Origin of the sequence: Enterobacter sp. R-1.6.2 (assembly GCF_035064085.1) — a bacterium.
In the GTDB taxonomy this organism is placed as follows: Bacteria; Pseudomonadota; Gammaproteobacteria; order Enterobacterales; family Enterobacteriaceae; genus Enterobacter; species Enterobacter asburiae_B.
Genome location: NZ_JASEYI010000005.1, coordinates 86,641 through 110,460, shown reverse-complemented (window position 1 = coordinate 110,460; position 23,820 = coordinate 86,641). Strand labels below are relative to the sequence as shown.

The 23,820-nt window shown below is 57.1% G+C and carries 24 protein-coding genes; 16 read left to right on the top strand and 8 right to left on the bottom strand.

The window, feature by feature from the left end; translation table 11 throughout:
- Positions 1-19: 19 nt before the first annotated feature.
- On the top strand, positions 20-568 hold the full coding sequence (rimL, locus tag QMN93_RS07755; protein ID WP_033145509.1) for a 50S ribosomal protein L7/L12-serine acetyltransferase: 549 nt from the start codon (positions 20-22) through the stop codon (positions 566-568).
- On the opposite strand, the gene ydcK is transcribed toward rimL, so the two are convergent.
- Positions 563-1,543 carry a YdcK family protein gene (ydcK, locus tag QMN93_RS07750; RefSeq protein ID WP_182383540.1) on the bottom strand — a complete coding sequence of 327 codons (981 nt, stop codon included), beginning with the start codon at positions 1,541-1,543 and terminating at the stop codon, positions 563-565. The genes rimL and ydcK overlap by 6 nt on opposite strands.
- Before the next feature lie 132 nt (positions 1,544-1,675).
- On the opposite strand from ydcK, the gene tehB reads away from it, so the two are divergent.
- Entirely contained in the window at positions 1,676-2,272 is a 597-nt protein-coding gene (gene tehB / locus QMN93_RS07745) for a tellurite resistance methyltransferase TehB (RefSeq protein ID WP_127353285.1), read from the top strand.
- On the opposite strand, the gene pepT is transcribed toward tehB, so the two are convergent.
- On the bottom strand, positions 2,269-3,498 hold the full coding sequence (gene pepT, locus QMN93_RS07740) for a peptidase T (protein WP_182383541.1): 1,230 nt from the start codon (positions 3,496-3,498) through the stop codon (positions 2,269-2,271). The genes tehB and pepT overlap by 4 nt on opposite strands.
- Positions 3,499-3,609: 111 nt before the next feature.
- Between pepT and QMN93_RS07735 the strand changes: the two genes are divergently transcribed.
- Positions 3,610-5,205, top strand: a complete 1,596-nt coding sequence (locus QMN93_RS07735; protein ID WP_182383972.1) for an ABC transporter substrate-binding protein — start codon at positions 3,610-3,612, stop codon at positions 5,203-5,205.
- 135 nt (positions 5,206-5,340) lie between these two features.
- On the top strand, positions 5,341-6,015 hold the full coding sequence (locus QMN93_RS07730; protein ID WP_033145514.1) for a DUF3313 domain-containing protein: 675 nt from the start codon (positions 5,341-5,343) through the stop codon (positions 6,013-6,015).
- 34 nt (positions 6,016-6,049) lie between these two features.
- Here the strand turns inward: QMN93_RS07730 and QMN93_RS07725 are convergent, their stop codons facing one another.
- A complete protein-coding gene (locus QMN93_RS07725; RefSeq protein ID WP_193139253.1) occupies positions 6,050-6,946 on the bottom strand; it encodes a DMT family transporter in 897 nt (298 codons plus the stop codon).
- Positions 6,947-7,119: 173 nt separating this feature from the next.
- On the opposite strand from QMN93_RS07725, the gene QMN93_RS07720 reads away from it, so the two are divergent.
- Entirely contained in the window at positions 7,120-7,992 is an 873-nt protein-coding gene (locus QMN93_RS07720; RefSeq protein ID WP_193139255.1) for a helix-turn-helix domain-containing protein, read from the top strand.
- Here the strand turns inward: QMN93_RS07720 and QMN93_RS07715 are convergent.
- Positions 7,972-9,138: a benzoate/H(+) symporter BenE family transporter gene (locus tag QMN93_RS07715; protein ID WP_193139257.1), complete on the bottom strand. Its 1,167-nt coding sequence runs from the start codon at positions 9,136-9,138 to the stop codon at positions 7,972-7,974. The genes QMN93_RS07720 and QMN93_RS07715 overlap by 21 nt on opposite strands.
- Positions 9,139-9,230: 92 nt before the next feature.
- Here QMN93_RS07715 and QMN93_RS07710 point away from each other — a divergent pair, with 92 nt between their 5' ends.
- On the top strand, positions 9,231-9,758 hold the full coding sequence (locus tag QMN93_RS07710) for a helix-turn-helix domain-containing protein (RefSeq protein WP_033145518.1): 528 nt from the start codon (positions 9,231-9,233) through the stop codon (positions 9,756-9,758).
- Between the two features lie 80 nt (positions 9,759-9,838).
- Positions 9,839-11,803 (top strand): U32 family peptidase, encoded by a 1,965-nt coding sequence (locus QMN93_RS07705; RefSeq protein ID WP_193139259.1) that lies wholly within the window; start codon positions 9,839-9,841, stop codon positions 11,801-11,803.
- Here QMN93_RS07705 and QMN93_RS07700 read toward each other — a convergent pair whose 3' ends face one another.
- A complete protein-coding gene (locus QMN93_RS07700; RefSeq protein ID WP_039262502.1) occupies positions 11,804-12,034 on the bottom strand; it encodes a DUF2554 family protein in 231 nt (76 codons plus the stop codon). It lies immediately after the preceding gene.
- Between the two features lie 245 nt (positions 12,035-12,279).
- Here QMN93_RS07700 and QMN93_RS07695 point away from each other — a divergent pair, with 245 nt between their 5' ends.
- Positions 12,280-12,642: a hypothetical protein gene (locus QMN93_RS07695; RefSeq protein WP_033145521.1), complete on the top strand. Its 363-nt coding sequence runs from the start codon at positions 12,280-12,282 to the stop codon at positions 12,640-12,642.
- 164 nt (positions 12,643-12,806) lie between these two features.
- Here the strand turns inward: QMN93_RS07695 and QMN93_RS07690 are convergent, their stop codons facing one another.
- Positions 12,807-13,343 carry a dihydrofolate reductase family protein gene (locus QMN93_RS07690; protein WP_193139261.1) on the bottom strand — a complete coding sequence of 179 codons (537 nt, stop codon included), beginning with the start codon at positions 13,341-13,343 and terminating at the stop codon, positions 12,807-12,809.
- 40 nt (positions 13,344-13,383) lie between these two features.
- Positions 13,384-14,391 carry a transcriptional regulator FtrA gene (gene ftrA, locus QMN93_RS07685; RefSeq protein WP_083581946.1) on the bottom strand — a complete coding sequence of 336 codons (1,008 nt, stop codon included), beginning with the start codon at positions 14,389-14,391 and terminating at the stop codon, positions 13,384-13,386.
- A gap of 73 nt (positions 14,392-14,464) precedes the next feature.
- On the opposite strand from ftrA, the gene QMN93_RS07680 reads away from it, so the two are divergent.
- The 8 genes from QMN93_RS07680 (at position 14,465) to zinT (ending at position 22,481) form a co-directional block, all read left to right on the top strand.
- Positions 14,465-14,878, top strand: coding sequence for a rhodanese-like domain-containing protein (locus QMN93_RS07680; RefSeq protein WP_047060853.1), 414 nt, complete (start codon positions 14,465-14,467; stop codon positions 14,876-14,878).
- Between the two features lie 156 nt (positions 14,879-15,034).
- Complete coding sequence (locus tag QMN93_RS07675) at positions 15,035-16,138, top strand: cobalamin-independent methionine synthase II family protein (RefSeq protein ID WP_064672492.1); 1,104 nt, start codon at positions 15,035-15,037, stop codon at positions 16,136-16,138.
- 202 nt (positions 16,139-16,340) lie between these two features.
- Positions 16,341-17,612 (top strand): urea ABC transporter substrate-binding protein, encoded by a 1,272-nt coding sequence (gene urtA, locus QMN93_RS07670; protein WP_193139263.1) that lies wholly within the window; start codon positions 16,341-16,343, stop codon positions 17,610-17,612.
- A 22-nt stretch (positions 17,613-17,634) separates the two neighbouring features.
- Positions 17,635-19,209 (top strand): urea ABC transporter permease subunit UrtB, encoded by a 1,575-nt coding sequence (gene urtB / locus QMN93_RS07665; RefSeq protein ID WP_193139265.1) that lies wholly within the window; start codon positions 17,635-17,637, stop codon positions 19,207-19,209.
- Complete coding sequence (gene urtC, locus QMN93_RS07660) at positions 19,209-20,282, top strand: urea ABC transporter permease subunit UrtC (protein ID WP_045888382.1); 1,074 nt, start codon at positions 19,209-19,211, stop codon at positions 20,280-20,282. The genes urtB and urtC overlap by 1 nt, the downstream gene beginning before the upstream one ends.
- A complete protein-coding gene (gene urtD, locus QMN93_RS07655) occupies positions 20,282-21,079 on the top strand; it encodes an urea ABC transporter ATP-binding protein UrtD (RefSeq protein WP_193139268.1) in 798 nt (265 codons plus the stop codon). The genes urtC and urtD overlap by 1 nt, the downstream gene beginning before the upstream one ends.
- Positions 21,080-21,088: 9 nt before the next feature.
- Positions 21,089-21,787 carry an urea ABC transporter ATP-binding subunit UrtE gene (urtE, locus tag QMN93_RS07650; protein ID WP_087822571.1) on the top strand — a complete coding sequence of 233 codons (699 nt, stop codon included), beginning with the start codon at positions 21,089-21,091 and terminating at the stop codon, positions 21,785-21,787.
- Between the two features lie 52 nt (positions 21,788-21,839).
- Positions 21,840-22,481 carry a metal-binding protein ZinT gene (zinT, locus tag QMN93_RS07645; RefSeq protein WP_045888408.1) on the top strand — a complete coding sequence of 214 codons (642 nt, stop codon included), beginning with the start codon at positions 21,840-21,842 and terminating at the stop codon, positions 22,479-22,481.
- A 46-nt stretch (positions 22,482-22,527) separates the two neighbouring features.
- On the opposite strand, the gene ydeE is transcribed toward zinT, so the two are convergent.
- Positions 22,528-23,721, bottom strand: a complete 1,194-nt coding sequence (gene ydeE, locus QMN93_RS07640) for an efflux MFS transporter YdeE (RefSeq protein ID WP_182932005.1) — start codon at positions 23,719-23,721, stop codon at positions 22,528-22,530.
- Between the last annotated feature and the right edge of the window lie 99 nt (positions 23,722-23,820).

The following is a 23,820-nucleotide window of genomic DNA, read 5'->3' as shown; positions in this document are numbered from 1 at the left end:
AGGGTTAGGGTGAGGGGCAATGACCGCAGCAAAATCCGAAATTATCCCGGTATCTGACGCTCTCGAGCTTCGCGCCGTCGAAGAGCGCTACGCCGCCGATCTGCATAATCTCGTCGTCAAAAACAAAACCTTTCTGCAAACCGCCTTTGACTGGGCGCAGCACGTGGGCAGCGAGGACGATACCCGCCGCAACGTGCAAAGTAACCAGATGCTGCACCAGCGCGGCTACGCCAAAATGTTTTTGATATTCAAGAGTGATGAACTGGTCGGCGTGCTGTCGTTCAATACGATTGAACCAGCCAACAAGGCCGGGTACATCGGCTACTGGCTGGATGAATCCCACCAGGGGCAGGGCATTCTCTCCCGGTCACTGCAGGCGTTTATGCGCTACTACGTCGAACGTGGGGAGATCCGCCGTTTTGTGATCAAGTGTCGGGTGGCGAATCAGCACAGCAACAGCGTTGCCGTACGCAACGGTTTTACGCTGGAAGGGTGCCTGCGGGAAGCGGAATACCTGAATGGCCGCTTTGACGATGTGAATATCTACGGGAAGATTTACGCCCTATAACGCCCCCAGCAGCGGGGTGCGGGTGATGCGCTGGTCGCCGTTAATCACTTTTTCGCCGCGCAGGTGAATGCTCTCCCCGGTAAACGCTTCGATGACCGCATCATCGGTGATTTCAACCCGGTGCTCGATGAGTACATCCCCGCTGATCCTCGCGCGTCCCTGGATCACCACTTTGTCATCCAGCATGATCGGCCCGCCGCGCAGCCAGGCCTGACCGCCAATCAGAACGTGGTGCTTGATGACGCAGTTTCCCTCCACCACGGCATTCTCCGCAATCTGAGAGCTGTAGCGCACCGTCGGAATGGCATCCTCGTCATAACCGGCAATCACGCGGGCGTTGCCATAGACCTTTGCGCAGTCGCAGACCCAGACGTTATTTAAGTCGTTACCTTCGAGGATGGCGTTGTCGAATACTTCGGCGCGGTGCTCAACAAACGCAAAATTAACCATCGCCTCGCCGTAGATTTGCGCCTGATGCACAATGCGCGACTGGCTGACGGTCGCCTTATCGTAGATTTGCAGGATCTGGTCATGGTCCGGCGTCAGCCCTTTGGCGGCGATGATAACGCTGTTGTGCAGAATGCGGGCGTCGCCGTAGAGATGGCATTCGCCCCGCACGCAGGAGTGCTGAATGGTGACGTTGTCACTTATGCGCGCCCCGTGGCTGACCTCCGCGCCGTCCAGCCAGCAGCTGCCGCTGATATGCGCATCGTGGCTAACGATGCACGGTAGGGTAAGTCGCGCATTGCCGGACACGGTTGCACCGGCAAACACCACGCTGTTTTCGTCGTAGATCCAACCGTCTCCGTCCTGCGCGAGGGCGCGCTCATCGTCAACCCAGCCGCCTTTCGTACCGACCGTCACGTCGTTAAAATCCACTGTCGCGATAATCTGCCGCAGCGTGACGGAGCGGGTAGTTTCGCCGTTTTTCCATTGCCAGAGGCGGGTTTCGTCGCTAAGGCGATATTTGTTCATCTTTAGGTCTCTGATAAGCGTCTTAACTAAACGTAGCAAATTTTTCGGTTTTCGAGCGGCTGGCAACCAGACGGTAAACGCCTTAAAATGGCATTCAGGATGCACTTTAAACTTATGCAGGCTCAGGAAAAAATAATGACCGTTGATGAGAATTACTTCACAGAGAAATATGGCTTAACCCGCACCCATTCAGAGGTGCTGTTCAGTGCGGCACAGATTAAACCGGGCAAAACGCTGGATCTGGGCTGCGGCAACGGCCGCAACAGCCTTTATCTGGCGGCCAACGGTTACGAGGTGACCGCATGGGACAAGAACCCGATGAGCATCGAGAATATCGAGCGCATTAAGTCGGAAGAAGGGATCGATAACCTCCACACGGCGATTAAAGATCTCAACAACCTGAGTTTTGACGGCGAGTACGATTTCATTCTCTCCACCGTGGTGCTGATGTTCCTGGAGTCAAAAACCATCCCGGGACTTATCGCCAACATGCAGCGCTGCACCAGGCCCGGCGGCTACAACCTGATTGTTGCCGCGATGGACACGGCGGATTACCCGTGCACCGTCGGCTTCCCGTTTGCGTTCAAAAGCGGTGAGCTGAGCAACTACTACGAAGGCTGGGAGTTGCTCAAATACAACGAAGACGTTGGCGAACTGCACCGCACCGACGAAAACGGCAACCGCATCAAGCTGCGCTTTGCCACGATGCTGGCGCGCAAGCCCGCTTAGCGGGCAGCAAGCAGGCAGATCTGCAGGGCGGTGTTGTAAGACGCCTCGAACGACGACAGCGGCAGGAATTCAAACTTCGAGTGGAAGTTATGCGCGCCGGTGAAGAAGTTCGGCGTGAGCAGCCCTTTTGCCGAGAGCGCCGCGCCGTCGGTACCGCCGCGCATGGGAGTCGGCTTCGGCGTGATGCCGAGTGATTCCATTGCCTCGAACATCAGATCGATGGCGCGCCTGTCTTCACCAATCGCATTGCTGATATTGCTGTAGGTATCTTCAATGCGATAGTCCACCCTGGCCGTTGGATACTGGGCGGCAACCAGCGCGGCTACGTCGGCAATCTGCTGCTTGCGGGCGGCAAAGTTGTCCTTGTCAAAGTCGCGGATATTGGCCTTAAGAATGGCCTCGCTTTGCCCGGCCTGAATGCCGTTAAACCAGATATAGCCCTCACGCCCCTCGGTGCACTCCGGCGTTTGCTGGCGGTCAAAATGGTTGATGTAGTCAGTCGCCATCAGCAGGGGATTCACCAGCACGCCTTTGGCGGACATCGGGTGCGCCGTTACGCCGGTAAAGCGGATCTCAGCGGCTGCCGCATTAAAGTTCTCGTAGACAATTTCCCCCAGCTCGCAGCAGTCGATGGTCCAGGCGAAGTCGACGTCAAAGCGCTTAAGGTCCAGCGCTTTTGCACCGTTCAGGCCGATCTCTTCGTCAGGCACAAACGCCACGACGATATCCCCGTGCTGATGTTCCGCCGTCAGGTTTTCCAGCACCGTCATGACCACCGTGACCGCCGATTTATTATCCGCGCCCAATACGCTGGTTCCGTCGCTGAAAATAATCTCCTCATTCGGATACGCCAGAATTTCAGGGTGCTCGTTAACCCGCAGCCAGATGTCTTTCTCTTTATTCAGGCAGAGATCTTCACCGGTAAACGTTAATATTTGTGGATGAATATCCGGTGATAATCCCACGTCCACGGTATCAATATGGGTAATAAAGCCGATGCGCGGCGCGCCGGGCACGTTGCCTTTTTTGACCGCCGTTACCGTGGCGAATTCATCAATAACAATATCGTCTAACCCCAGCTGTGCCAGCTCCTGCGCCAGCTCCCGCGCCATGTCGTGCTGGCCCGGCGTTGAGGGCAGGGTTTTGACTTTGGGATCGCTCTGGCTGGTGATCGCGAGATAGCGGAAAAAACGGTGCGTTAATTGTCTGGAAAGCGGCGAGCCCATAGTGATTTATTCCTTATTTATTTTTCAGGTGTTTGCCACATCACTTTAATGTTATTTATGAAATGGCAAAAGAATTAATTAGCCGTCGAATTAAAAAGACAGGAATAAATGATGAAAAGCAAACTCACAACTATAACGCTGGCGCTTGCTGCACTCACGGTCAGTTCCACCGTCGCCGCGAAAACGCTGGTGTATTGCTCCGAGGGATCGCCGGAAAACTTTAATCCTCAGCTATACACCTCGGGAACCAGCGTGGACGCCAGCGCCGTGCCGGTCTATAACCGTCTGGTTGATTTCAAACCCGGCACCACGGAGCTGGTGCCAAGCCTGGCGGAGCGCTGGGAGGTGAGCGACGACGGCAAGGTTTACACCTTCCATCTGCGTAAGGGCGTCAAATTCCAGAGCAATAAATCCTTCACGCCGACCCGCGACTTTAACGCCGACGACGTGATTTTCTCGTTTATGCGCCAGAAAGACGTGAATCATCCGTATCACAACGTCTCTAACGGCAGCTATTCCAACTTCGAAAGTCTGGAGTTTGGCAGCCTGATTACCGGCATTGATAAAGTTGATGACCACACCGTTCGCTTTACCCTGGCGCACCCGGAAGCGCCGTTTGTCGCCGATCTGGCATGGTATTTTGCCTCGATCCTGTCCGCTGAATATGCCGACGCGATGCTCAAAGCGGGCACGCCGGAGAAGGTGGATATGGAGCCTATAGGCACCGGGCCGTTTAAGCTGGCGCAGTATCAGAAGGATTCGCGGATCCTGTTTACGGCGTTCGACGACTACTGGCAGGGGAAATCGAAGCTGGATCGGCTGGTGTTTAGCATCACGCCGGATGCCTCCGTGCGGTTTGCCAAAATCGAGAAGAACGAATGTCAGGTGATGCCGTTCCCGAACCCGGCGGACCTGCCGCGCATGAAGGCGAACAAAGACATCAACCTGATGAGCAAAGCCGGACTGAATACCGGCTTTCTGGCGTTCAATACCCAAAAGCCGCCGCTGGATAACGTAAAAGTCCGTCAGGCGCTGGCGATGGCCATCAATAAGCCGGCCATTATTGATGCGGTTTTCCACGGCACCGGCACCGCTGCAAAGAATCTGCTGCCGCCGGGCGTCTGGAGCGCAGACAGCGAGCTTAAGGATTACGATTACGATCCTGAAAAGGCGAAAGCGCTGCTGAAAGAGGCCGGTTTTGCCAGCGGCGTGAGCGTCGACCTGTGGGCGATGCCGGTGCAGCGTCCGTACAATCCGAATGCGAAACGCATGGCGGAGATGATTCAGGCCGACTGGGCGAAAATCGGCGTACAGACCAAAATCGTCACCTACGAGTGGGGCGAATACCTTAAGCGCGTGAAGGGCGGGGAACATCAGGCCGCGCTGATGGGCTGGACGACCGCAACGGGCGATCCCGACAACTTCTTTGGTCCGCTATTTACCTGTACCTCGGCAAACGGCGGCTCAAATTCGGCGAAATGGTGCTACAAGCCCTTCGATAACATTATTGCGGAAGCAAAATCAACCACCGATCGCGATAAACGCGTGGCGCTGTATAAAGAGGCTCAGCAAATGATGCATGATCAAATGCCGGCGGTGATGATTGCGCATTCAACTATTTTCGAACCGGTGCGCAAGGAGGTGACGGGCTATGAAATAGACCCGTTTGGCAAACATCTGTTCTGGCAACTGGATATAAATCAGTAATTTTTCACTGCCCGGCACGCTTCCGGGCAGTCTTTTCGCAATTTGTGCTCCCCGCATCATTTTTTGTCACAACAAACCCGCCGGTCTTTTGCTATAACTTCAAATGCATACTTGCAGATAACATGGAAAACTATCATGCGTACTCAAACTTTTTTTAAAGTTGCAGTGCTTACTGGTCTGTTGGCGTTGGCGGGCTGTTCTTCAAAAGTCGCGGCTCCCGAACAATATTCTGGCTTTTTAAAAGACTATTCAGGCTTGCAGCAGACGACGTCTGCGACGGGTAAACCAACGCTGCGTTGGGTTGATCCTTCCTATAACGAAGCTAATTACGACAGTATTCTCTGGACGCCGATTACTTATTATCCTGCGCCTAAACCGACCACTCAAATTGGTCAAAAAACGCTTGATGAGCTGTTGAATTACACCAATAACAAAATGAAAACTGCTATTGGTACCCGTAAGCCAGTCGTGACCACGCCGGGTAAACACAGCCTGATTTTCCGCGGTGCAATTACCGGGGTGAGTTCGCAGAAAGAAGGTCTGCAGTTCTATGAAGTGGTGCCGGTCGCGCTGGTTGTAGCAGGTACGCAGATGGCAACCGGACATCGCACCATGGATACGCATCTCTTCTTTGAAGGCGAACTGATCGATGCGGCCACCAACAAACCGGTCATGAAGGTGGTGCGTAAAGGCGAAGGTAAAGATCTGAACAACGAAAGTACGCCGATGACCTTTGCGACGCTGAAGCAGGTTGTTGATGACATGGCGACGGACGCCACCATGTTTGATGTGAAAAAGACCGCGAAATAAAATAAAACGGCCTGCGTAATGCAGGCCTTTTTATTTACGCCATTCGTAAGCGTCTGAACCAGGTTTCTGGTTTGGTAAACATCACCATATTTCCCCCCAGAATCAGCAATAACCCCACGATACCGTTGATATGCCAGACGTAGCCTTCATACACCGTAGAGATGGACAGCGCCACCAGCGGGAAGAGCAGCGTACTGTAGGCCGCTTTGCCCGGACCGATACGTCCCACCAGCGTGAAGTAGGCGCCAAAGGCAATCACCGAACCAAACACGGCCAGATAGAGCAGCGCGCCAATGTAGCTGATGGTCCACTCTGGCGCGAAGCTGTCGCCTCTGAACAGGGCAATGCAGCCCATTACCAGGGTGCCGTAGAGCATCGCCCAGGCGTTGGTGGTCATGGTTTCAAGGCCTTTGCGCTGGTGACGCATGCTGATCATATTGCCCAGCGAGAAGCCGTAGGTGCCGAGCGCGGAGAGACCAATCCCGGTCAGGAGCGACGCGCTCCAGCCGCTGGCCAGCAGATCGTCCCAGAAGAGGGTGACGATCCCAGTCAGGCCCAGTGCCGCCGCCGTCCAGAAACGCGCGGGCGGGCGCTGCCCGAAGAAGATAAAGCTGTTAATGGCGTTATAGAGTACGGCCATGGAAAAGATCACCGATTCCAGCCCGGTGTTGATGTGCGAGGCTGCGGCGTAAAAACACCAGAAGTTAAAGCAGAAAACGCAGCATCCCTGGAGCATACAAAAAAGGTGATCCCGCAGCGCCAGCTGGCGCAGGCGGCGCAGGGCGATTAATACCACCATCATCGTGAGGCTGGCGACGGCGAAACGCCAGAAAATAGAGACGGGCGCCGCTACGGGACCCTGCTGCAGGAAAATCGCAATCCAGGTGGTTCCCCAGATGACCACCACCAGTCCGTATAATAATGCGTTCATATTTTTCTCTTCTCAAACCACGGAAGCCCGCAGTATGCCGCTGAGATCGGTCAGGGGCTTTCACCGGCTTGCGGTCGACTTGCAAAATCTTGCGCTTTTTTCTTTCCCGGGGGCTGGCAACGGGAGACAACTCTTCTTAGACTGATATTCCAGTCAATCACGCGCTTACGGTCATGTCTCACGCTTACGATACCTTTGAAACGCTTTGCCAACAGAATGCGGTCCTGCGGGAAACCGTCTCGCTGAATTCGGGCATTCAGCTGGCAGCGTGGTACAACAAGCACGATACGATAACGGTAAAAAGTAACCATCATACTCTGAGCCTGTACGTGGCGGACGGCTACGAAAGCTACCAAAAAACGCCGGGCGGCTGGAAGAACGGCGGGGGGCCGGACCGCTTCTGTTTGATGCCAAAAGAGAGCGAATCGACGTGGGATATCCGTGATGACCTGTCGTTTGTGCATCTCTACTGCACCGATGAACACCTGCGCGACGTGGGGGAAAAGATCTGGGACAAGCGCCCGCTTTCGCTGACGCTCGACGAGCGCATTTTTGGTAGCGATCCGAAAATCACCGCGCTGTATCGCCAGTTTTTGCTCGGCTGCGACTGGCAGCAGCACGCTAACCAGCTCACCCTGAGCACGGCCTCTACGCTGCTCCTGACCCATCTGCTGCAAAACTACTCTAACGTTCAGTGGAAGCTGCCGGTCGTCACCGGCGGGCTATCGCCATTCGTGCTGCGTAACGTGCTGGCCTTTATCGAAGAGAACCTCGGGCAACCCCTGACGCTGGCTGAACTGGCGGCGCAGGCCACCCTCAGCGAATACCATTTTGCCCGCATGTTCCGCCAGTCGACGGGGCTGGCGCCGCATCAGTATGTGATGCAGAGACGAATGGAAAAAGCGAAGGCCCTTGTGCAGAACACGGCGACGACGCTAACTGACATCGCCCTTGCCTGTGGGTTTAACTCCGCCAGCCACTTCAGCAACCGCTTTCGCAGCGCGACGGGCATGACGCCTTCGCAGCTACGCGCGGCGAGCGCGTGAAAACAGGGCATAGCATACGCCGCCCAGCACCAGCCCCCAGAATGCCGAACCGATCCCGAGGATCGTGACGCCGCTCGCGGTCATCAGGAACGTGACGATGGCCGCGTCGCGCTCCGCCTCGTGGCTCAGTGCCTGATATAAACTCCCGCTGATGGTGCCCAGCAGCGCCAGACCAGCGAGCGTCTGGATCCAGCTGAGCGGCAGAGCGGCCATCAGCCCGGTAATCGAGCCGCCGAAAATCCCCGCCAGCAGATAAAATCCTCCTGCTGCGATGGCCGCCAGCCAGCGTTTACCGGCATCCGGATGCGCATCCGGGCTTTGACAAATGGCGGCAGTAATGGCCGCGATGCAGATAGAAAAGACGCCAAAAGGGGATAACAGCAGCGCCAGCGCTCCCGTAACGATGATAAGCGGCGAGACCGCCAGCGGGTAACCGGAGGCCTTCATCGTGGCGAACCCCGGCGCGTTTTGTGAGGCCATGGTTACCAGGAAGAAGGGCACGCCAATACTCACCAGGCTGGTGAAGGTGAACGTGGGGGCGATAAATTCAGGCATCACAAGCGAGAGCGTGAGCTTATCAGTGACAACGTCACCGCCCGCCCATGCCACGATACCGCCGACCAGCAGCGTGACCACGATGGCGTAGCGCGGCGCCAGCGCTTTTGCTATCAGCCACGCCGCAATCATGCTGCCGCACAGCAGAAAGTGCCCCTCAAGGTGCGCAAACGCGTGCAGGCCAAACTGCAGCAACACGCCTGCCAGCATGGCGGCAGCAAGCGAATGGGGGATCAGCCTCATCAGACGGGCGAAGAGCCCGGTGATGCCGCAAAGTAAAATGAGCGCGTTAGCAAAGATTAACACGCCGATCGTTTCCGGCAGCGTTGCGCCGTGCAGGCTGGTGGCGAGCAGCGCCGCGCCGGGCGTTGACCAGGCGGTCAGCACCGGCGCTTTGTACCACCAGGAAAGCGCCAGCGTGCTGACGCCCATCCCAATCCCCAGCGCGGTCATCCAGCCTGCGATCTGCTGTGCGCTGGCACCAGCCGCCGCGGCAGCCTGCCAGATGATGGCGGCCGAGCTGGCGTAACCGACCAGCACGGCGACAAATCCAGCCAGGGCGACTGGAACAAGGTGAGAGGAAGGGCGCATGAGAACTCCGTTGTGCGTTATAACGTCCGGCATAAGGTAACACTGTGCGCTATAGCGTACAAGTGGTATGCTGATCGCCATCAGGAGGGACTATGGACATCACACTACACCTTGCAACAACGCTGAAAACGCTGCGCCAGGCGCGCGGCTGGAGTTTGTCGAAGCTCGCGGACGAGACCGGCGTGTCAAAAGCGATGCTGGGGCAAATCGAGCGCAATGAATCCAGCCCGACGGTGTCGACGCTGTGGAAAATAGCCACCGGGCTGAACGTGCCGTTTTCCGCGTTCATCACGCCAGCGGCGGACCGGCAGGCGGTGTTTGACCCGCAGCAGCAGGCGATGGTGGTCAAACCGCTCTTTCCGTGGGACGAGACGCTCGGGTTTGATTATTTCTCCATCACGCTGGCACCCGGCGCGCTGAGTGAATCCACGCCGCATGAGGCCGGGGTGATTGAACATGTGGTGGTGGTCAGCGGCGAGCTGGAGATGAAGATTGACGACACGTGGCAGACGATTTCTGCCGATTCGGGCGTCCGTTTCGCCGGCGATAAACCGCACGCCTACCGCAACAGCAGCGACCGGACGGTGCATTTTCACTCCCTGATTCATTATCCCCGCTGACGCTACGCAAAACTGTTTCGCTGACGCATACTTCTGACTACAATAGCCGCCATTTTGACCATAACGGATAACGACGAAGTATGCGCCTGCAATCCCATCATCTTGAACTTTTAAGCCCGGCCCGCGACGCCGCCATTGCCCGTGAAGCGATCCTTCATGGTGCTGATGCCGTCTACATTGGCGGCCCGGGCTTCGGTGCCCGCCATAACGCCAGCAACAGCCTGAGCGATATTGCTGAACTGGTGCCGTTCGCCCACCGCTTCGGGGCGAAAGTGTTCGTGACCCTGAACACCATTCTTCATGATGATGAGCTGGAGCCTGCGCAACGTCTGATTACCGATCTCTACCAGGCCGGCATTGATGCCCTGATCGTCCAGGATATGGGCGTGCTTGAGCTGGATATTCCGCCCATTGAACTGCATGCCAGTACCCAGTGCGATATCCGCACGGTCGAGAAGGCGAAGTTTCTCTCCGACGTCGGCTTTTCGCAGATCGTTCTGGCGCGCGAGCTGAACCTGAATCAGATCCGCGATATTCACCAGGCGACAGACGCGACGATCGAATTCTTTATCCACGGCGCGCTGTGCGTGGCTTACTCCGGTCAGTGCAATATTTCCCACGCGCAGACGGGCCGCAGCGCCAACCGCGGCGACTGTTCTCAGGCCTGCCGCCTGCCGTATACCCTGAAAGACGATCGGGGCCGCGTCGTGGCGTTCGAAAAACACCTGCTCTCCATGAAGGATAACGATCAGACGGCCAACCTGGGCGCGCTGATCGACGCGGGCGTGCGTTCCTTCAAGATTGAAGGGCGCTACAAAGATATGAGCTACGTGAAGAACATCACCGCGCACTATCGCCAGATGCTGGACGCCATCATCGAAGATCGCGGCAACCTGGCGCGCGCGTCGGCCGGGCGCACCGAACATTTCTTTATTCCGTCGACGGACAAAACGTTCCACCGCGGCAGCACGGACTATTTTGTGAATGCCCGTAAAGGGGATATCGGCGCGTTTGACTCACCGAAGTTTATCGGTTTACCGGTGGGCGAAGTGCTGAAAGTGGCGAAAGATCACCTTGATGTCGAAGTGACGGAACCGCTGGCGAACGGCGATGGCCTTAACGTGATGATTAAGCGTGAGGTCGTGGGCTTCCGTGCCAATATGGTCGAGAAAACCGGCGAGAACCGCTACCGCGTCTGGCCGAATGAAATGCCCGCCGATCTCTACAAGGCTCGGCCGAACGCGGCGCTTAACCGTAATCTCGATCATAACTGGCAGCAGGCGCTGCTGAAAACCTCCAGCGAACGTCGTATCGCCGTGGACATTGAGCTGGGCGGCTGGGAAGAGCAGCTGATTCTGACCATGACCTGCGAAGACGGCATCAGCGTGACGCATACGCTTGATGGTCATTTCGAGGTGGCAAACAACGCCGAAAAAGCGCTTAACAGCCTGAAGGATGGCGTGGCGAAGCTGGGCCAGACGATCTACTACGCGCGCGCGATCGACGTGGCGCTGCCGGACGCGCTGTTCGTGCCAAACAGCCTGCTTAACCAGTTCCGCCGTGAAACGGCAGAGATGCTGGATGCCGCGCGCCTGGCGCAGTATCCGCGCGGAAGCCGTAAAGCGGAAACCGTCCCTGCGCCAGTCTACCCGGACACCCATTTATCCTTCCTCGCCAACGTCTACAACCATAAAGCGCGTGAATTCTATCATCGCCACGGCGTGCAGCTGATCGACGCAGCCTATGAAGCGCATGAAGAGAAGGGCGATGTGCCGGTGATGATCACCAAGCACTGCCTGCGCTTTGCGTTTAACCTGTGTCCTAAGCAGGCGAAAGGGAACATTAAGAGCTGGAAGGCCACCCCCATGCAGCTGGTAAACGGCGATGAGGTTCTGACCCTCAAGTTCGACTGCCGTCCTTGTGAAATGCATGTGATTGGTAAGATGAAAAACCACATCTTCAAAATGCCGCAGCCCGGCAGTATCGTGGCGTCCGTCAGTCCGGACGATCTGATGAAAACGCTGCCGAAACGCAAGGGCAGCTAATTACCGAACGTGCGTGTCCGGTTTGCGCGACTTCTGCCACAGGTGGTGCTCGCGCAAACCCTCCGCCGACTCTTCCGCAGCGCTTCGCAACTCATCGCTGTCGGCTTCATGACGAAGCTGATGCGCCACATTCTTGACCCACAAATACTCGTGTCCTTTGTGCCCGGCCATAAGCTGGCCGGAAAACAGCGCACAGATAAGCATGACGAAAGATAACCCTTTTTTAATCATGGATTCACCGCTGAAAAAGAATGCGGGATAATCATGTCGATTATTTTTTAGGGTTATTATTCAAAAATTAAAATTAGCGAAAAGAAAATGTCAAATAATGTGGGTTCGGAATTACGGTTAAGATATTTCCTAAAAAAACTATGACGCTTTGTAAAGTATCATTTCTGGACCTCAATTAGATATTTGCATTAAGGATAAACCTTATATAATAGTTAGTCTCTGGCTAAGGAACAGGTCATTTCTAAATGAAAAAAATAATAGCGCTTGCGCTTCTGGCGGTTGCTGTTGTGGCCGCTGCAGGGATTCGTTATGCAGGTAATGACGAACCAGAATATATTCGTTCTGCGGAAATTCGCGTGGGTTCCTATTTAACCAGCGATTATGGTGGCGTTGCCTGCTCCAGCAAAAAAATAAACGATCGGCGCTGGGAATTAGATTGTACTCATCAGGCAAGAGGAAAAACATTCCAGTTTGCGGTGTATCCCTCTGAAAAAGCACCTTATGGTGTCGCCCGTTCCTTTTATCTTGAAGCCCTTAATGACGACGCAAAACAGAGCGCTGAGCAGGGGCTTATGCGTTATTTGCAGATCAATACCCATGCAGGTTAATAAGGTTGTTTAGCGTTCGTTAAGGCAACAGGTGTTAGGTTGTAAGGGATCCGCAGCCCGGCCACGGAGTGTCGGGACGTAGAGACCAAAACACAAATCTATCCATGCAAGCATTTACCGCCAGTTATTGGCGGTTTTTTTTTGCGCAGGCCGTCGCGATGGTTTTATGGCATCAGCCGATAATGTGACTGCACCAGACCCGAGGGGAAACTGCGGCTTGATACAAGCGTTAAATCGATATCCTGAGGAAGGGTTCCGAACAGCGGTTTTCCCGCACCGAGCAGGACAGGAACGGTCGTGATCACCATATCGGCCACCAGTCCTTCGCGCAGGAACGACTGGATCACCTGTCCGCCATCGAGATAGACCCGATGAACGTTCTGCGCAGCGAGATCGTCCAGCACCTCCTTTGGCGTGCGGCAAGAGAACTGCACTTTTCCCTTCAGCGCCTCCGGCACGGTCGTACCGGCCAGCTGTCGGGAGAGTACCAGCACGGGCCGTTCATAAGGCCATGCGTCAAAGGTCAGTACCTTCTCATAGCTACCCCGGCCCATCACGATCCACTCTTTGTCCGCGATGAACGCCTCATAGCCATGATCTTCTGTGGGATCGTCGCGCTGCAGCAGCCAGTTGATATCGTCATTCTGTCGGGCGATGTAGCCATCAAGACTAACCGCGATAAAAACGTGTGTAGTGACCATCAGGTGCTCCGTGTGCCAGTGTAGCCATAAAAATAACGCCTCAGCGGGCAGTACCCGGACGTGAAAATTGTTTGCGATACTGAGCCGGGGAAAGCGCGAACTGCTGGCGAAAATGATGACGCAGTGTCGACGCCTGACCAAACCCGGTCTGTTCAGCGATGCTGTCGATGCTCAACCGGCTGCTTTCCAGATAATCTTTTGCTCTCAGCAGGCGTTCATTGATTAACCAGCGTGCGGGCGTCGTCCCCGTTGCCGCCTCGAAGCGACGAAGGAAGGTGCGCTGGCTCATTCCGACCCGATGCGCCAGGGAGTCGACGCTGTGCGCCTCGATAAGATGCGTGTGCAGAAAGTCAAACAGCTGGCCGAGACGCTGGCTTTCCCGCAGCTGGGCTACCGGGCGGCTCAGCTGTTGTGGCTGTGAACCATCCCGGTGAGGGGGAATGACCAGCCGACGCGCCACGCTGTTGGCGGTTTCCATGCCATAATCCCGCCGCACCACGTGCAGACAGAGATCGATTCCCGCCGCGCTGCCCGCGGACGTCAGAATATCGCCTTCGTCCTGGTAGAGCACATCCTCAACCACGTCGATGTCAGGGTAGCGGGCTTTAAGCGCGTCGATGTAGCGCCAGTGGGTTGTGGCTTTGCGGCCGTTCAGCAGCCCCGTAGCGGCCAGCACAAACACCCCCGAACAGATGGAGAGCAGCCGGCATCCTCGCGCGCTGGCCTGGCGTAGTGCCTCGCAGAGCGCGTCCGGAACCGGTGAATCCAGCCCCCGCCAGCCGGGAACCACAATCAGGTCCGCAGACGCAAGCAGGCTTAAATCACCATCGGTAACGATGCGGATCCCGCCAGTTGCCCGAAGTTCACCGCTGTCCACGCTCGCCACCGCAAAACGATACCATTCATCGCCAAGCTCGGGACGCGGAAGGCCGAAGATCTCCACCGCTACGCCAAACTCAAAGGTACACAGACCGTCATACGCCAGTACGACCACCTGCGGGCGGGCAATTTGTCTTAAGTTTGTCATCTTTTTGCTGTTTTCTGGCATAAGCGAACGCATTCACGGGCTGAATTTGTGGATAAAGTAGTGTTAACACAAACGCCAAAGATGAGGAAGGATCATGAGCTATGTTACTGAATTTCCGGCTGCCGAGCCGCAGGAAGCCGTTACCCATTTTCTGCGCCGCCTGAGCGTTGAAACCGACTGTGCGGATGTGCACCACGCCATCGCCAATAATGAGCAGGACTTCGTGCTGCTGCACGTGGTGGGCAGCCCGGAGCAGTTTGCCCGCCGTCACGTGCCCGGCGCACTGCACCTGCCGCGGAGCCAGATGACCGCCGAGCGCATGGCCCAATGGCCTGAAGGCACGCTGTTCGTCGTTTACTGCGCAGGGCCGCACTGTAACGGCGCGGACAGAGCCGCGCTGAAGCTGGCGCGCCTCGGGCTGCCGGTCAAAATCATGCTCGGGGGGATCACCGGCTGGGAGGATGAAAAGTTCGCCTTTGCCAGCAGCGAAACCGCCGTCGCCCTGTGAAGATGAATTTTTTTCAACACCCGTGAAATTTTCTCGTTTGCCGGAACAGGACAGGTATGACATCTTTTTTGGACATTTAGACATCCAGAAGTCTAAATATTCAAATAATGAATTATCACTGCTGGCAATTATCGCCGGCAGACTGAGGAGATTTCCATGCAACGACAGCACGCCCCGTACCGCGCCGATGTAGTCGGCAGTTTTTTACGCCCGGATGCCATCAAAGAGGCTCGCCTGAAGTTCGCCAGCGGCGAAATTGACGCCGGACAGCTTCGCGCGGTAGAGGATGATGCCATTCGCCACGTCGTTGAGCAGCAGTGTGCGTGCGGCCTGCATGTGGTCACCGACGGTGAATTCCGCCGTGCCTGGTGGCACTTCGACTTCTTCGACGGTCTGCAGGGCGTTGAGCGTTACGATTCGCAGCAGGGCATTCAGTTCAACGGGGTACAAACCAAAGCCCACGGCGTGCGCGTCACCGGCAAGCTGGGCTTTGGCGACCACCCGATGCTCGAAGATTTCCGTTACCTGAAAAGCATCAGCGGCAATGCTCAGCCGAAGATGACCATTCCCAGCCCGAGCGTGCTCCATTTCCGCGGCGGCCGTAAAGACATCGATGCGACGGTCTACCCGGATCTGAATGACTATTTCGACGATCTGGCGACCACCTGGCGCGACGCCATCCGCGCATTTTACGACGCGGGCTGCCGTTACCTGCAGCTGGACGACACCGTCTGGGCCTATCTCTGTTCGGACGATCAGCGCCGTCAGATCCGCGAGCGCGGTGACGATGCCGATGAGCTGGCACGCATCTATGCCCGTGTCCTGAACAAGGCGCTGGAAGGCAAGCCGGACGATCTGACCATCGGCCTGCACGTCTGCCGCGGTAACTTCCGTTCAACCTGGATTTCCGAAGGCGGCTATGAGCCGGTGGCGGAAGTGCTGTTCGGGACGGTCAACGTTGACGCGTTCTTCCTTGAATACGACAACGACCGCAGCGGGGATTTCGCGCCATTGCGCTTCGTTCGCCCGGGCAAGCAGCAGGTGGTGCTGGGCCTGATCACCACGAAAAACGGCGAGCTGGAGAACCCGGAGGGGATTAAAGCCCGTCTGGAAGAGGCGGCGAAATACGTGGCAAAAGAGCAAATTTGCCTCAGCCCGCAGTGCGGCTTTGCCTCTACCGAAGAGGGCAACAGCCTGAGCGAATCCCAGCAGTGGGATAAAGTCCGTCTGGTCACGCAGATCGCCAGCGAAGTCTGGTAAAGCCTCTTCCACAGCGCTGCATTATAAAAGTGCAGCGCTGTGCCATTCTGAGACGTTCTCTTTACATCCCGCGTTCCCCCTCCAGAAATAGCGCTACCTCCATTCTGGCATCCTTTTTGCTCCTGCTTCGCTGACACATTTTTTTCCGCGTCCACGCCGTAACGGACGTTTTCGCACAGCGTTCTTTTTCAGGAGTGAAAATATGCAGCGTCGTACCTTATTAAAAGCCTTTGCGTTATCCGCGTCCGTCGTGACGATGGGAATGAGTTTTGGCGTGCAGGCGGCCGATACCATCAAAGTGGGGATCATGCATTCTCTTTCCGGCACCATGGCCATCTCCGAAACGCCGCTGAAAGACGTCGCGCTGATGACCATCGACGAGATCAACGCGAAAGGCGGCGTGCTGGGTAAAAAACTGGAGCCGGTGGTGGTGGATCCCGCCTCAAACTGGCCGCTGTTTGCCGAGAAGGCGCGCCAGCTGTTAAGTCAGGATAAAGTGGCGGTGGTATTCGGCTGCTGGACGTCGGTATCGCGCAAATCCGTGCTGCCGGTCTTCGAGGAGCTGAACGGTCTGCTGTTTTATCCGGTGCAGTATGAAGGCGAAGAGATGTCGCCAAACGTCTTCTATACCGGCGCCGCGCCGAACCAGCAGGCCATCCCGGCGGTGGAATACCTGATGAGCGAAGACGGCGGCGCGGCGAAGCGCTTCTTCCTGCTGGGTACGGACTATGTTTATCCGCGCACCACCAACAAGATCCTGCGCGCTTTCCTGCATTCGAAAGGGGTGGAGGATAAGGACATCGAGGAGGTTTACACCCCGTTCGGTCATAGCGACTACCAGACCATTGTCGCTAACATCAAGAAATTCTCCGCGGGCGGCAAAACCGCCGTGGTGTCGACCATCAACGGCGATTCCAACGTACCGTTCTATAAAGAGCTGGCTAACCAGGGGCTGAAGGCGACCGACGTGCCGGTGGTGGCGTTCTCCGTGGGCGAAGAAGAGCTGCGCGGGATCGACACCAAACCGCTGGTCGGCAACCTCGCGGCGTGGAACTACTTCGAATCCGTGGATAACCCGACCAACCAGGCCTTCGTGGCGGATTACAAAGCCTATGCGAAGGCGCATAAGCTGCCGAACGCCGATACCGTGGTGACCAACGACCCGATGGAAGCGACTTACGTGGGGATCCATATGTGGGCGCAGGCGGTGGAAAAAGCGGGCACAACCGACGTGGATAAAGTGCGTGCGGCGATGGCCGGCCAGTCCTTTAAGGCGCCGTCAGGCTTTATGCTCACCATGGATGCCACCAACCACCATCTGCATAAGCCGGTCATGATCGGCGAAATCGAAGGCAACGGTCAGTTCAACGTGGTGTGGCAGACGGAGCAGCCGGTACGCGCCCAGCCGTGGAGCCCGTTCATCGCCGGTAACGATAAAAAGCCCGACCAGCCGATGAAAACCGCCAGCAACTAAGCCATCACCAGGGAGAAACGTCATGAACGCCATGCGCATGTTCATCGCTCTTGTATGGCTTTCCGGACTGCTGCCAGGGATGGCGCAGGCATCGGATGCCGATCGTTTTGTTGCCGCCAGCCGCAGCCAGCAGGCGGAGTTGCTGACGCAGTGGGCCGAAGCGCCGGACGCCTCGAGGCTGCCGCTGCTGCAGGCACTGCAAAAAGAAAACCTCTATACCGACAGCCAAAAGCACGCCTTTGCGCAGCGCAACGGTCAAATGGTTTCGCTCGGTGACGCTAAGTCGACCGAAGGGGCAGCCAAAGCCGTTCGTCTGACCAACCGGCTGCGCGTGCTGGCCGCCACGGCCATCGCTACGCATCAGCTGGTGAGTGACAGTGTCACAGAAAGGCGGGCGGCAGCCCGTCAGCTTCAGCGGGATGCCCAGCCCGGTATGCTCGCTTTTCTGGAAAAACGGGCAAATGATGAAACGGACGCGGTGGCACGTCAGGCGCTTTTACTGGCGGTGGCGAATCTCCAGCTAGCCAGCCCGCAGGCAGAGGTGCGCCGCAAGGCCGTCGAGTTATTAGGGCAGTCAGACGATCCGGACGTGGAGTCCAGACTTACCCCGTTTACCCAGGCACAGACAGAGCCGGATGCCGGGGTGCGTGCCGCCGCGCAGGAGAGCCTGAGCCAGATCCAGCATCGACTGATGTGGGGCGATCTGTTGGGCCAGGCGTTTATGGGGCTCTCTCTGGGGTCGGTGCTGCTGCTGGCGGCGCTGGGGCTTGCCATCACCTACGGCCTGCTGGGCGTCATCAATATGGCGCACGGTGAGATGCTGATGCTGGGGGCGTATGCCACCTGGATGGTGCAGCAGGCGATGGCCGGGCTTGCGCCACAGTGGCTGGCGCTCTATCCCGTTATCGCGCTTCCGGTGGCGTTCTGCCTGACGGCGGGCATCGGGATGGTGCTGGAGCGCACCGTGATCCGCCATCTGTACGGTCGTCCGCTGGAAACGCTGCTGGCAACGTGGGGGATTAGCCTGATGCTCATCCAGCTGGTGCGCATGACCTTTGGCGCCCAGAACCTGGAGGTGGCCAACCCGGCATGGCTGTCCGGCGGAGTGCAGGTTTTTGCCAACCTGACGCTGCCGTGGAACCGCATTGTGGTGCTGGGCTTCGTGCTGCTGGTGCTGTTCTTTACCTGGCTCATTCTGAATAAAACCCGTCTGGGGCTCAACGTGCGTGCGGTGACGCAGAACCGCAGCATGGCCGCCTGCTGCGGGGTACCGACAGGCCGCGTCGATATGCTGGCGTTTGGGCTTGGCTCAGGAATTGCCGGGTTAGGCGGCGTGGCGCTATCGCAGCTCGGTAACGTCGGGCCGGAGCTGGGTCAGGGCTACATCATCGACTCTTTCCTCGTGGTCGTGCTCGGTGGCGTAGGCCAGCTGGCAGGCAGCGTGGCCGCGGCGTTTGGTCTGGGTATTTTCAATAAAATTCTTGAACCGCAGATGGGGGCGGTGCTGGGCAAGATCGTGATTCTGGTGGCGATCGTGCTGTTTATTCAAAAACGCCCTCAGGGGCTGTTTGCGCTGAAAGGGAGGGTGATTGACTGATGAGCCAGCCGCTGACCTTAACGCTGGCGCGCAAAGCGCCGCGCACAACGCAACTTGCAGGCAGCCTGATGGTGGTGTGTCTGCTGATATTACCGTTTTTCGCCTTACTGCCTGCGACGCATCCGCTGGCGCTGTCGACCTGGATGCTGACGCTGATTGGCAAGATCCTCTGCTATGCCATCGTTGCGGTGGCGCTGGATCTGGTGTGGGGCTACGCCGGGATGCTCTCTCTTGGGCACGGTATCTTCTTCGCTCTGGGCGGCTACGCGATGGGCATGTACCTGATGCGCCAGGCTGCGGGTGACGGTCTTCCCGCGTTTATGTCGTTTCTCTCCTGGAGCGAGCTGCCGTGGTTCTGGTGGGGAACCCAGCATTTTGCCTGGGCGCTGGTGCTGATTGTGATGGTACCGGGCCTGCTGGCGCTGGTGTTCGGCTGGTTCGCCTTCCGCTCAAAGATCAAAGGGGTCTACTTCTCGATTATGACCCAGGCGCTGACCTATGCCGGGATGCTGCTGTTCTTTCGCAACGAAACCGGTTTTGGCGGCAATAACGGCTTTACCGGCTTCACCACGCTGCTCGGGTTTTCGGTAACGGAAACGACCACCCGTATCGCGCTGTTTCTGGCGACCGTGCTGTTGCTGCTCCTGGCGTTAGGCACCGGATTTGCGCTGGCGAAGAGCAAGTTTGGCCGCATCCTGACCGCCGTTCGCGACGCCGAAAACCGCCTGACGTTTTGCGGCTACGATCCGCGCGGGTTCAAGCTGCTGGTATGGACGCTCTCCGCCGTGCTGTGCGGCCTGGCGGGGGCGCTGTACGTCCCGCAGGTGGGCATTATCAACCCCGGTGAAATGTCGCCGACGAACTCAATAGAAGCGGCAATCTGGGTGGCGCTGGGCGGGCGCGGCACGCTGGTCGGTCCGGTGATTGGCGCGGCGCTGGTGAACGGCGCCAAGAGCTTCTTCACCGTCGCGATGCCGGAATACTGGCAGCTGTTTCTGGGGCTGATTTTCATCGCCGTCACGCTGTTTTTACCGCGCGGCGTCTACGGTCTGTTTCGAAAGGGAGAGAAATAATGCAGCCAGCCGAAGGGTTATTCACCCGCCAGTTGCCCGGCGATCGTTATCGGGAACAAACCGACCCGGTGCTGCAGCTTGAGGCCATTAACGTCAATTTTGATGGTTTTCAGGCCCTGACCGATCTGTCGCTGAATATCGGCGTGGGCGAGCTGCGCTGCGTGATTGGCCCTAACGGCGCCGGTAAAACCACGCTGATGGACGTCATCACCGGCAAAACTCGGCCAAAGAGCGGGTGGGCGATTTACGATCAGTCTATCGACCTGACCGCGCTGGAGCCTGCGGCCATTGCCCGCCAGGGGATCGGGCGTAAATTCCAGAAGCCCACGGTTTTTGAAGCGCTGACGGTGTGGGAAAACCTGGAGATCGCCATGAAAACCGATAAATCCGTCTGGGCGAGCCTGCGGGCAAAACTCAACGGTGAACAGCGCGACCGCATCGATGAGATGCTGGTTTTGCTGCGCCTTAGCAGCGAGCGCGACCGCCGCGCCGGGCTGCTTTCGCACGGGCAAAAACAGTTTCTGGAAATCGGTATGCTGCTGGTTCAGGACCCGCACCTGCTGCTGCTGGATGAACCGGCCGCCGGGATGACCGACGCGGAAACCGAATACACCGCCGAGCTGTTCAAAACGCTGGCGGGTAAGCACTCCCTGATGGTGGTGGAGCACGATATGGGCTTTGTTGAGACTATCGCCGACCACGTCACGGTGCTGCATCAGGGACGCGTGCTGGCGGAAGGTTCGCTTCGCGAGGTGCAGGCTAACGAGCAGGTGATTGAGGTCTATCTGGGGCGCTAAGGAGCGATGATGTTACAGGTTAACGAACTGAATCAGTATTACGGCGGCAGCCATATCCTGCGCGGCGTGAGTTTTGAGGCCGTCACCGGAGAAGTCACCTGCCTGCTGGGGCGCAACGGCGTCGGGAAAACCACGCTGCTGAAGTGTCTGATGGGGCTGATCCCGGCGAAAACCGGGGAGGTCATCTGGCAGGGTAAAAAAATCACCCACAGCAAGCCGCACCAGCGGGTGCACTCTGGCGTGGCGTACGTCCCGCAGGGCCGCGAGATTTTCCCGCGCCTGACCGTGGAAGAGAATCTTCTGCTCGGGCTGTCGCGTTTTTCCGCCCGCGAGGCGAAGCAGGTTCCGGATGAGATCTGGCAGCTGTTTCCGGTGCTTAAAGAGATGAAGCACCGCCGCGGGGGCGATCTCTCCGGTGGACAGCAGCAGCAGCTGGCGATTGGTCGCGCGCTGGCGAGCCGTCCGCAGCTGTTGATTCTGGACGAGCCGACCGAAGGCATACAGCCATCGGTGATTAAAGAGATTGGACAGGTGATCCGCACCCTGGCGAACCGAGGCGACATGGCGATCCTGCTTGTCGAACAATTTTACGACTTTGCCGCCGAGCTGGCCGACAGCTATCTGCTGATGTCGCGCGGCACCATTATCCAGCGCGGCCGGGGTGAAAACATGGAGCAGGAGGGCGTTCGCGGATTGGTTGCGATTTAAAATGTTATAATATAACATCCGCATTCTTATAAAACGGAATGAGGGTGTTATGTTGGCTGCACATTTTGGGAAATTTGCCATGACTCTGGGGGCGCTGCTGGTCAGCGGCCAGCTGTTTGCTCACTCGCACGGCCATCAAATGACCGAAGCGGAACAGAGGGCGGCGAACGGCGTGTTTGAGGATAAGGACGTGAAGGACAGAGCGCTGTCTGACTGGGACGGAACCTGGCAGTCGGTCTATCCGTTCCTGCTGGACGGTTCGCTGGATCCGGTGTTTAAACAGAAAGCGCAGAAAGACAAAAGCAAAACCTTTGACGAGGTGAAAGCGTACTACCGCAAGGGCTATGCGACGGACGTGGATGCTATCGGCATCGAAAACAACGTGATGGAATTTCATAAGGGCAAAGCGGTCAGCCGCTGTCAGTATGATTACAGCGGCTACAAAATACTGACCTACGCATCGGGAAAAAAAGGCGTTCGCTACCTGTTTGAGTGTAAGGATGCCGGCAGCAAGGCACCAAAGTTTGTTCAGTTCAGCGACCACACCATCGCCCCGAAGGCCTCTTCGCACTTCCATATTTTCATGGGCAACACCTCCCACGAGGCGCTGCTGAAAGAGATGGATAACTGGCCGACCTATTATCCGAATGAGATGTACAAAGAACAGGTGGTAGAGGAAATGCTGCACCACTGATGCTTTATTGCCGGGTGGAGGCTACGCCTCACCCGGCCTGGAAGCGCTACGCCACGTTGGGCGTTTCACACCACGCCTTCACGCTCATCCCACGCAAAATCATCAGCCACGCCATGACGATGGCAACCATCATGATGACAAATAGCGACCAGTGCGGCAGGTTGGTCAGGATAATACCGGTGATCATCGGGTTTGCCGCCGCGCCGAGCCAGCCCAGCGCCTGCGCGGAAAAATAGCTCGCCTTCATCCCGGGCGGGGCAATGTTGTCGATCAGCATGTATTCGCCCGGTGCATAGATAATCTCACCCAGGGTAAAAATGGCGGCAGCGATGCCCCAGTAAACCAGGTTTTCCCCGGAGAGCATAAAGCCACCCAGTCCCACGATAAAAAACAGGGTGGCGAGGGTCATCAGCGGGCGAATATTGCTGGCAGAGATCTTGCGGCCCAGCGCATATTGCAGCGTCACCACCACGGCGGCGTTGACGGGCAATACCACGGCGACCACCTTTTCGGCGAAATTACTGTCTGCATGCGCGGCCAGAACGTATTGCGAAATGCAGGTCGCGAACGATCCGCCGACGTATGACGCCAGCAGGCCAGAGAGCGTGTACCAGAACAGCGCGCGGTCTTTCAGCAATACCGACGGCTGCCAGGGCATCTTCTCCTCGGCGGTATCCAGCGCAACGCTTTTCTGCACGAAGAAATGGATGAATCCGAGCGGCAGCGCCGCGCAGAAGGCCGCCAGCCAGAACGGCAGCTGCAGGCTGTACATCACCAGCAGGGTGCCAATCGGCGGCCCGATCGTCCAGCCAATGTTCAGAAAGCTGTAGTTAAGCGAGAAAACGCGCGCTTTCTGGCTTGCGGTGAGCACGTCGGAGAACCAGGCCTTCAGCACCGTCGAAAAGACGGAATAGGCGCAGTTGATCAGCGCAAAGAACAGCACCACCAGCGTGACGTTATCGACCAGCGGGATCGCGACAAACCCCGCGATAAAGGCCACGATCGCAATCAGCATGTAGCGCTTTTTATCAAACTTATCGGCCAGAATGCCAAATCCCAGGCTGAACACCACGCCGATGGTCAGCGCAATCGTCAGGGCATAACCAATATTCTCGACGCTCATGCTGTAGACGCGCGTGAGATAAATGGTCATGAACGGCAGCGTTGCTCCCCGACCGATGGTTAATAACAATGACGACGCCAGCAGCGCTGCGGTTGAGCGCCTGAGAGATGGTTTCATATTCCTGCCCGACAGTTGCTTATGCTTTTTTTAGACGTGTGTTAACAGGATTACCATGACATAAGGGGCTTGTATAGCACCTAATTTATCCGTAAGTGC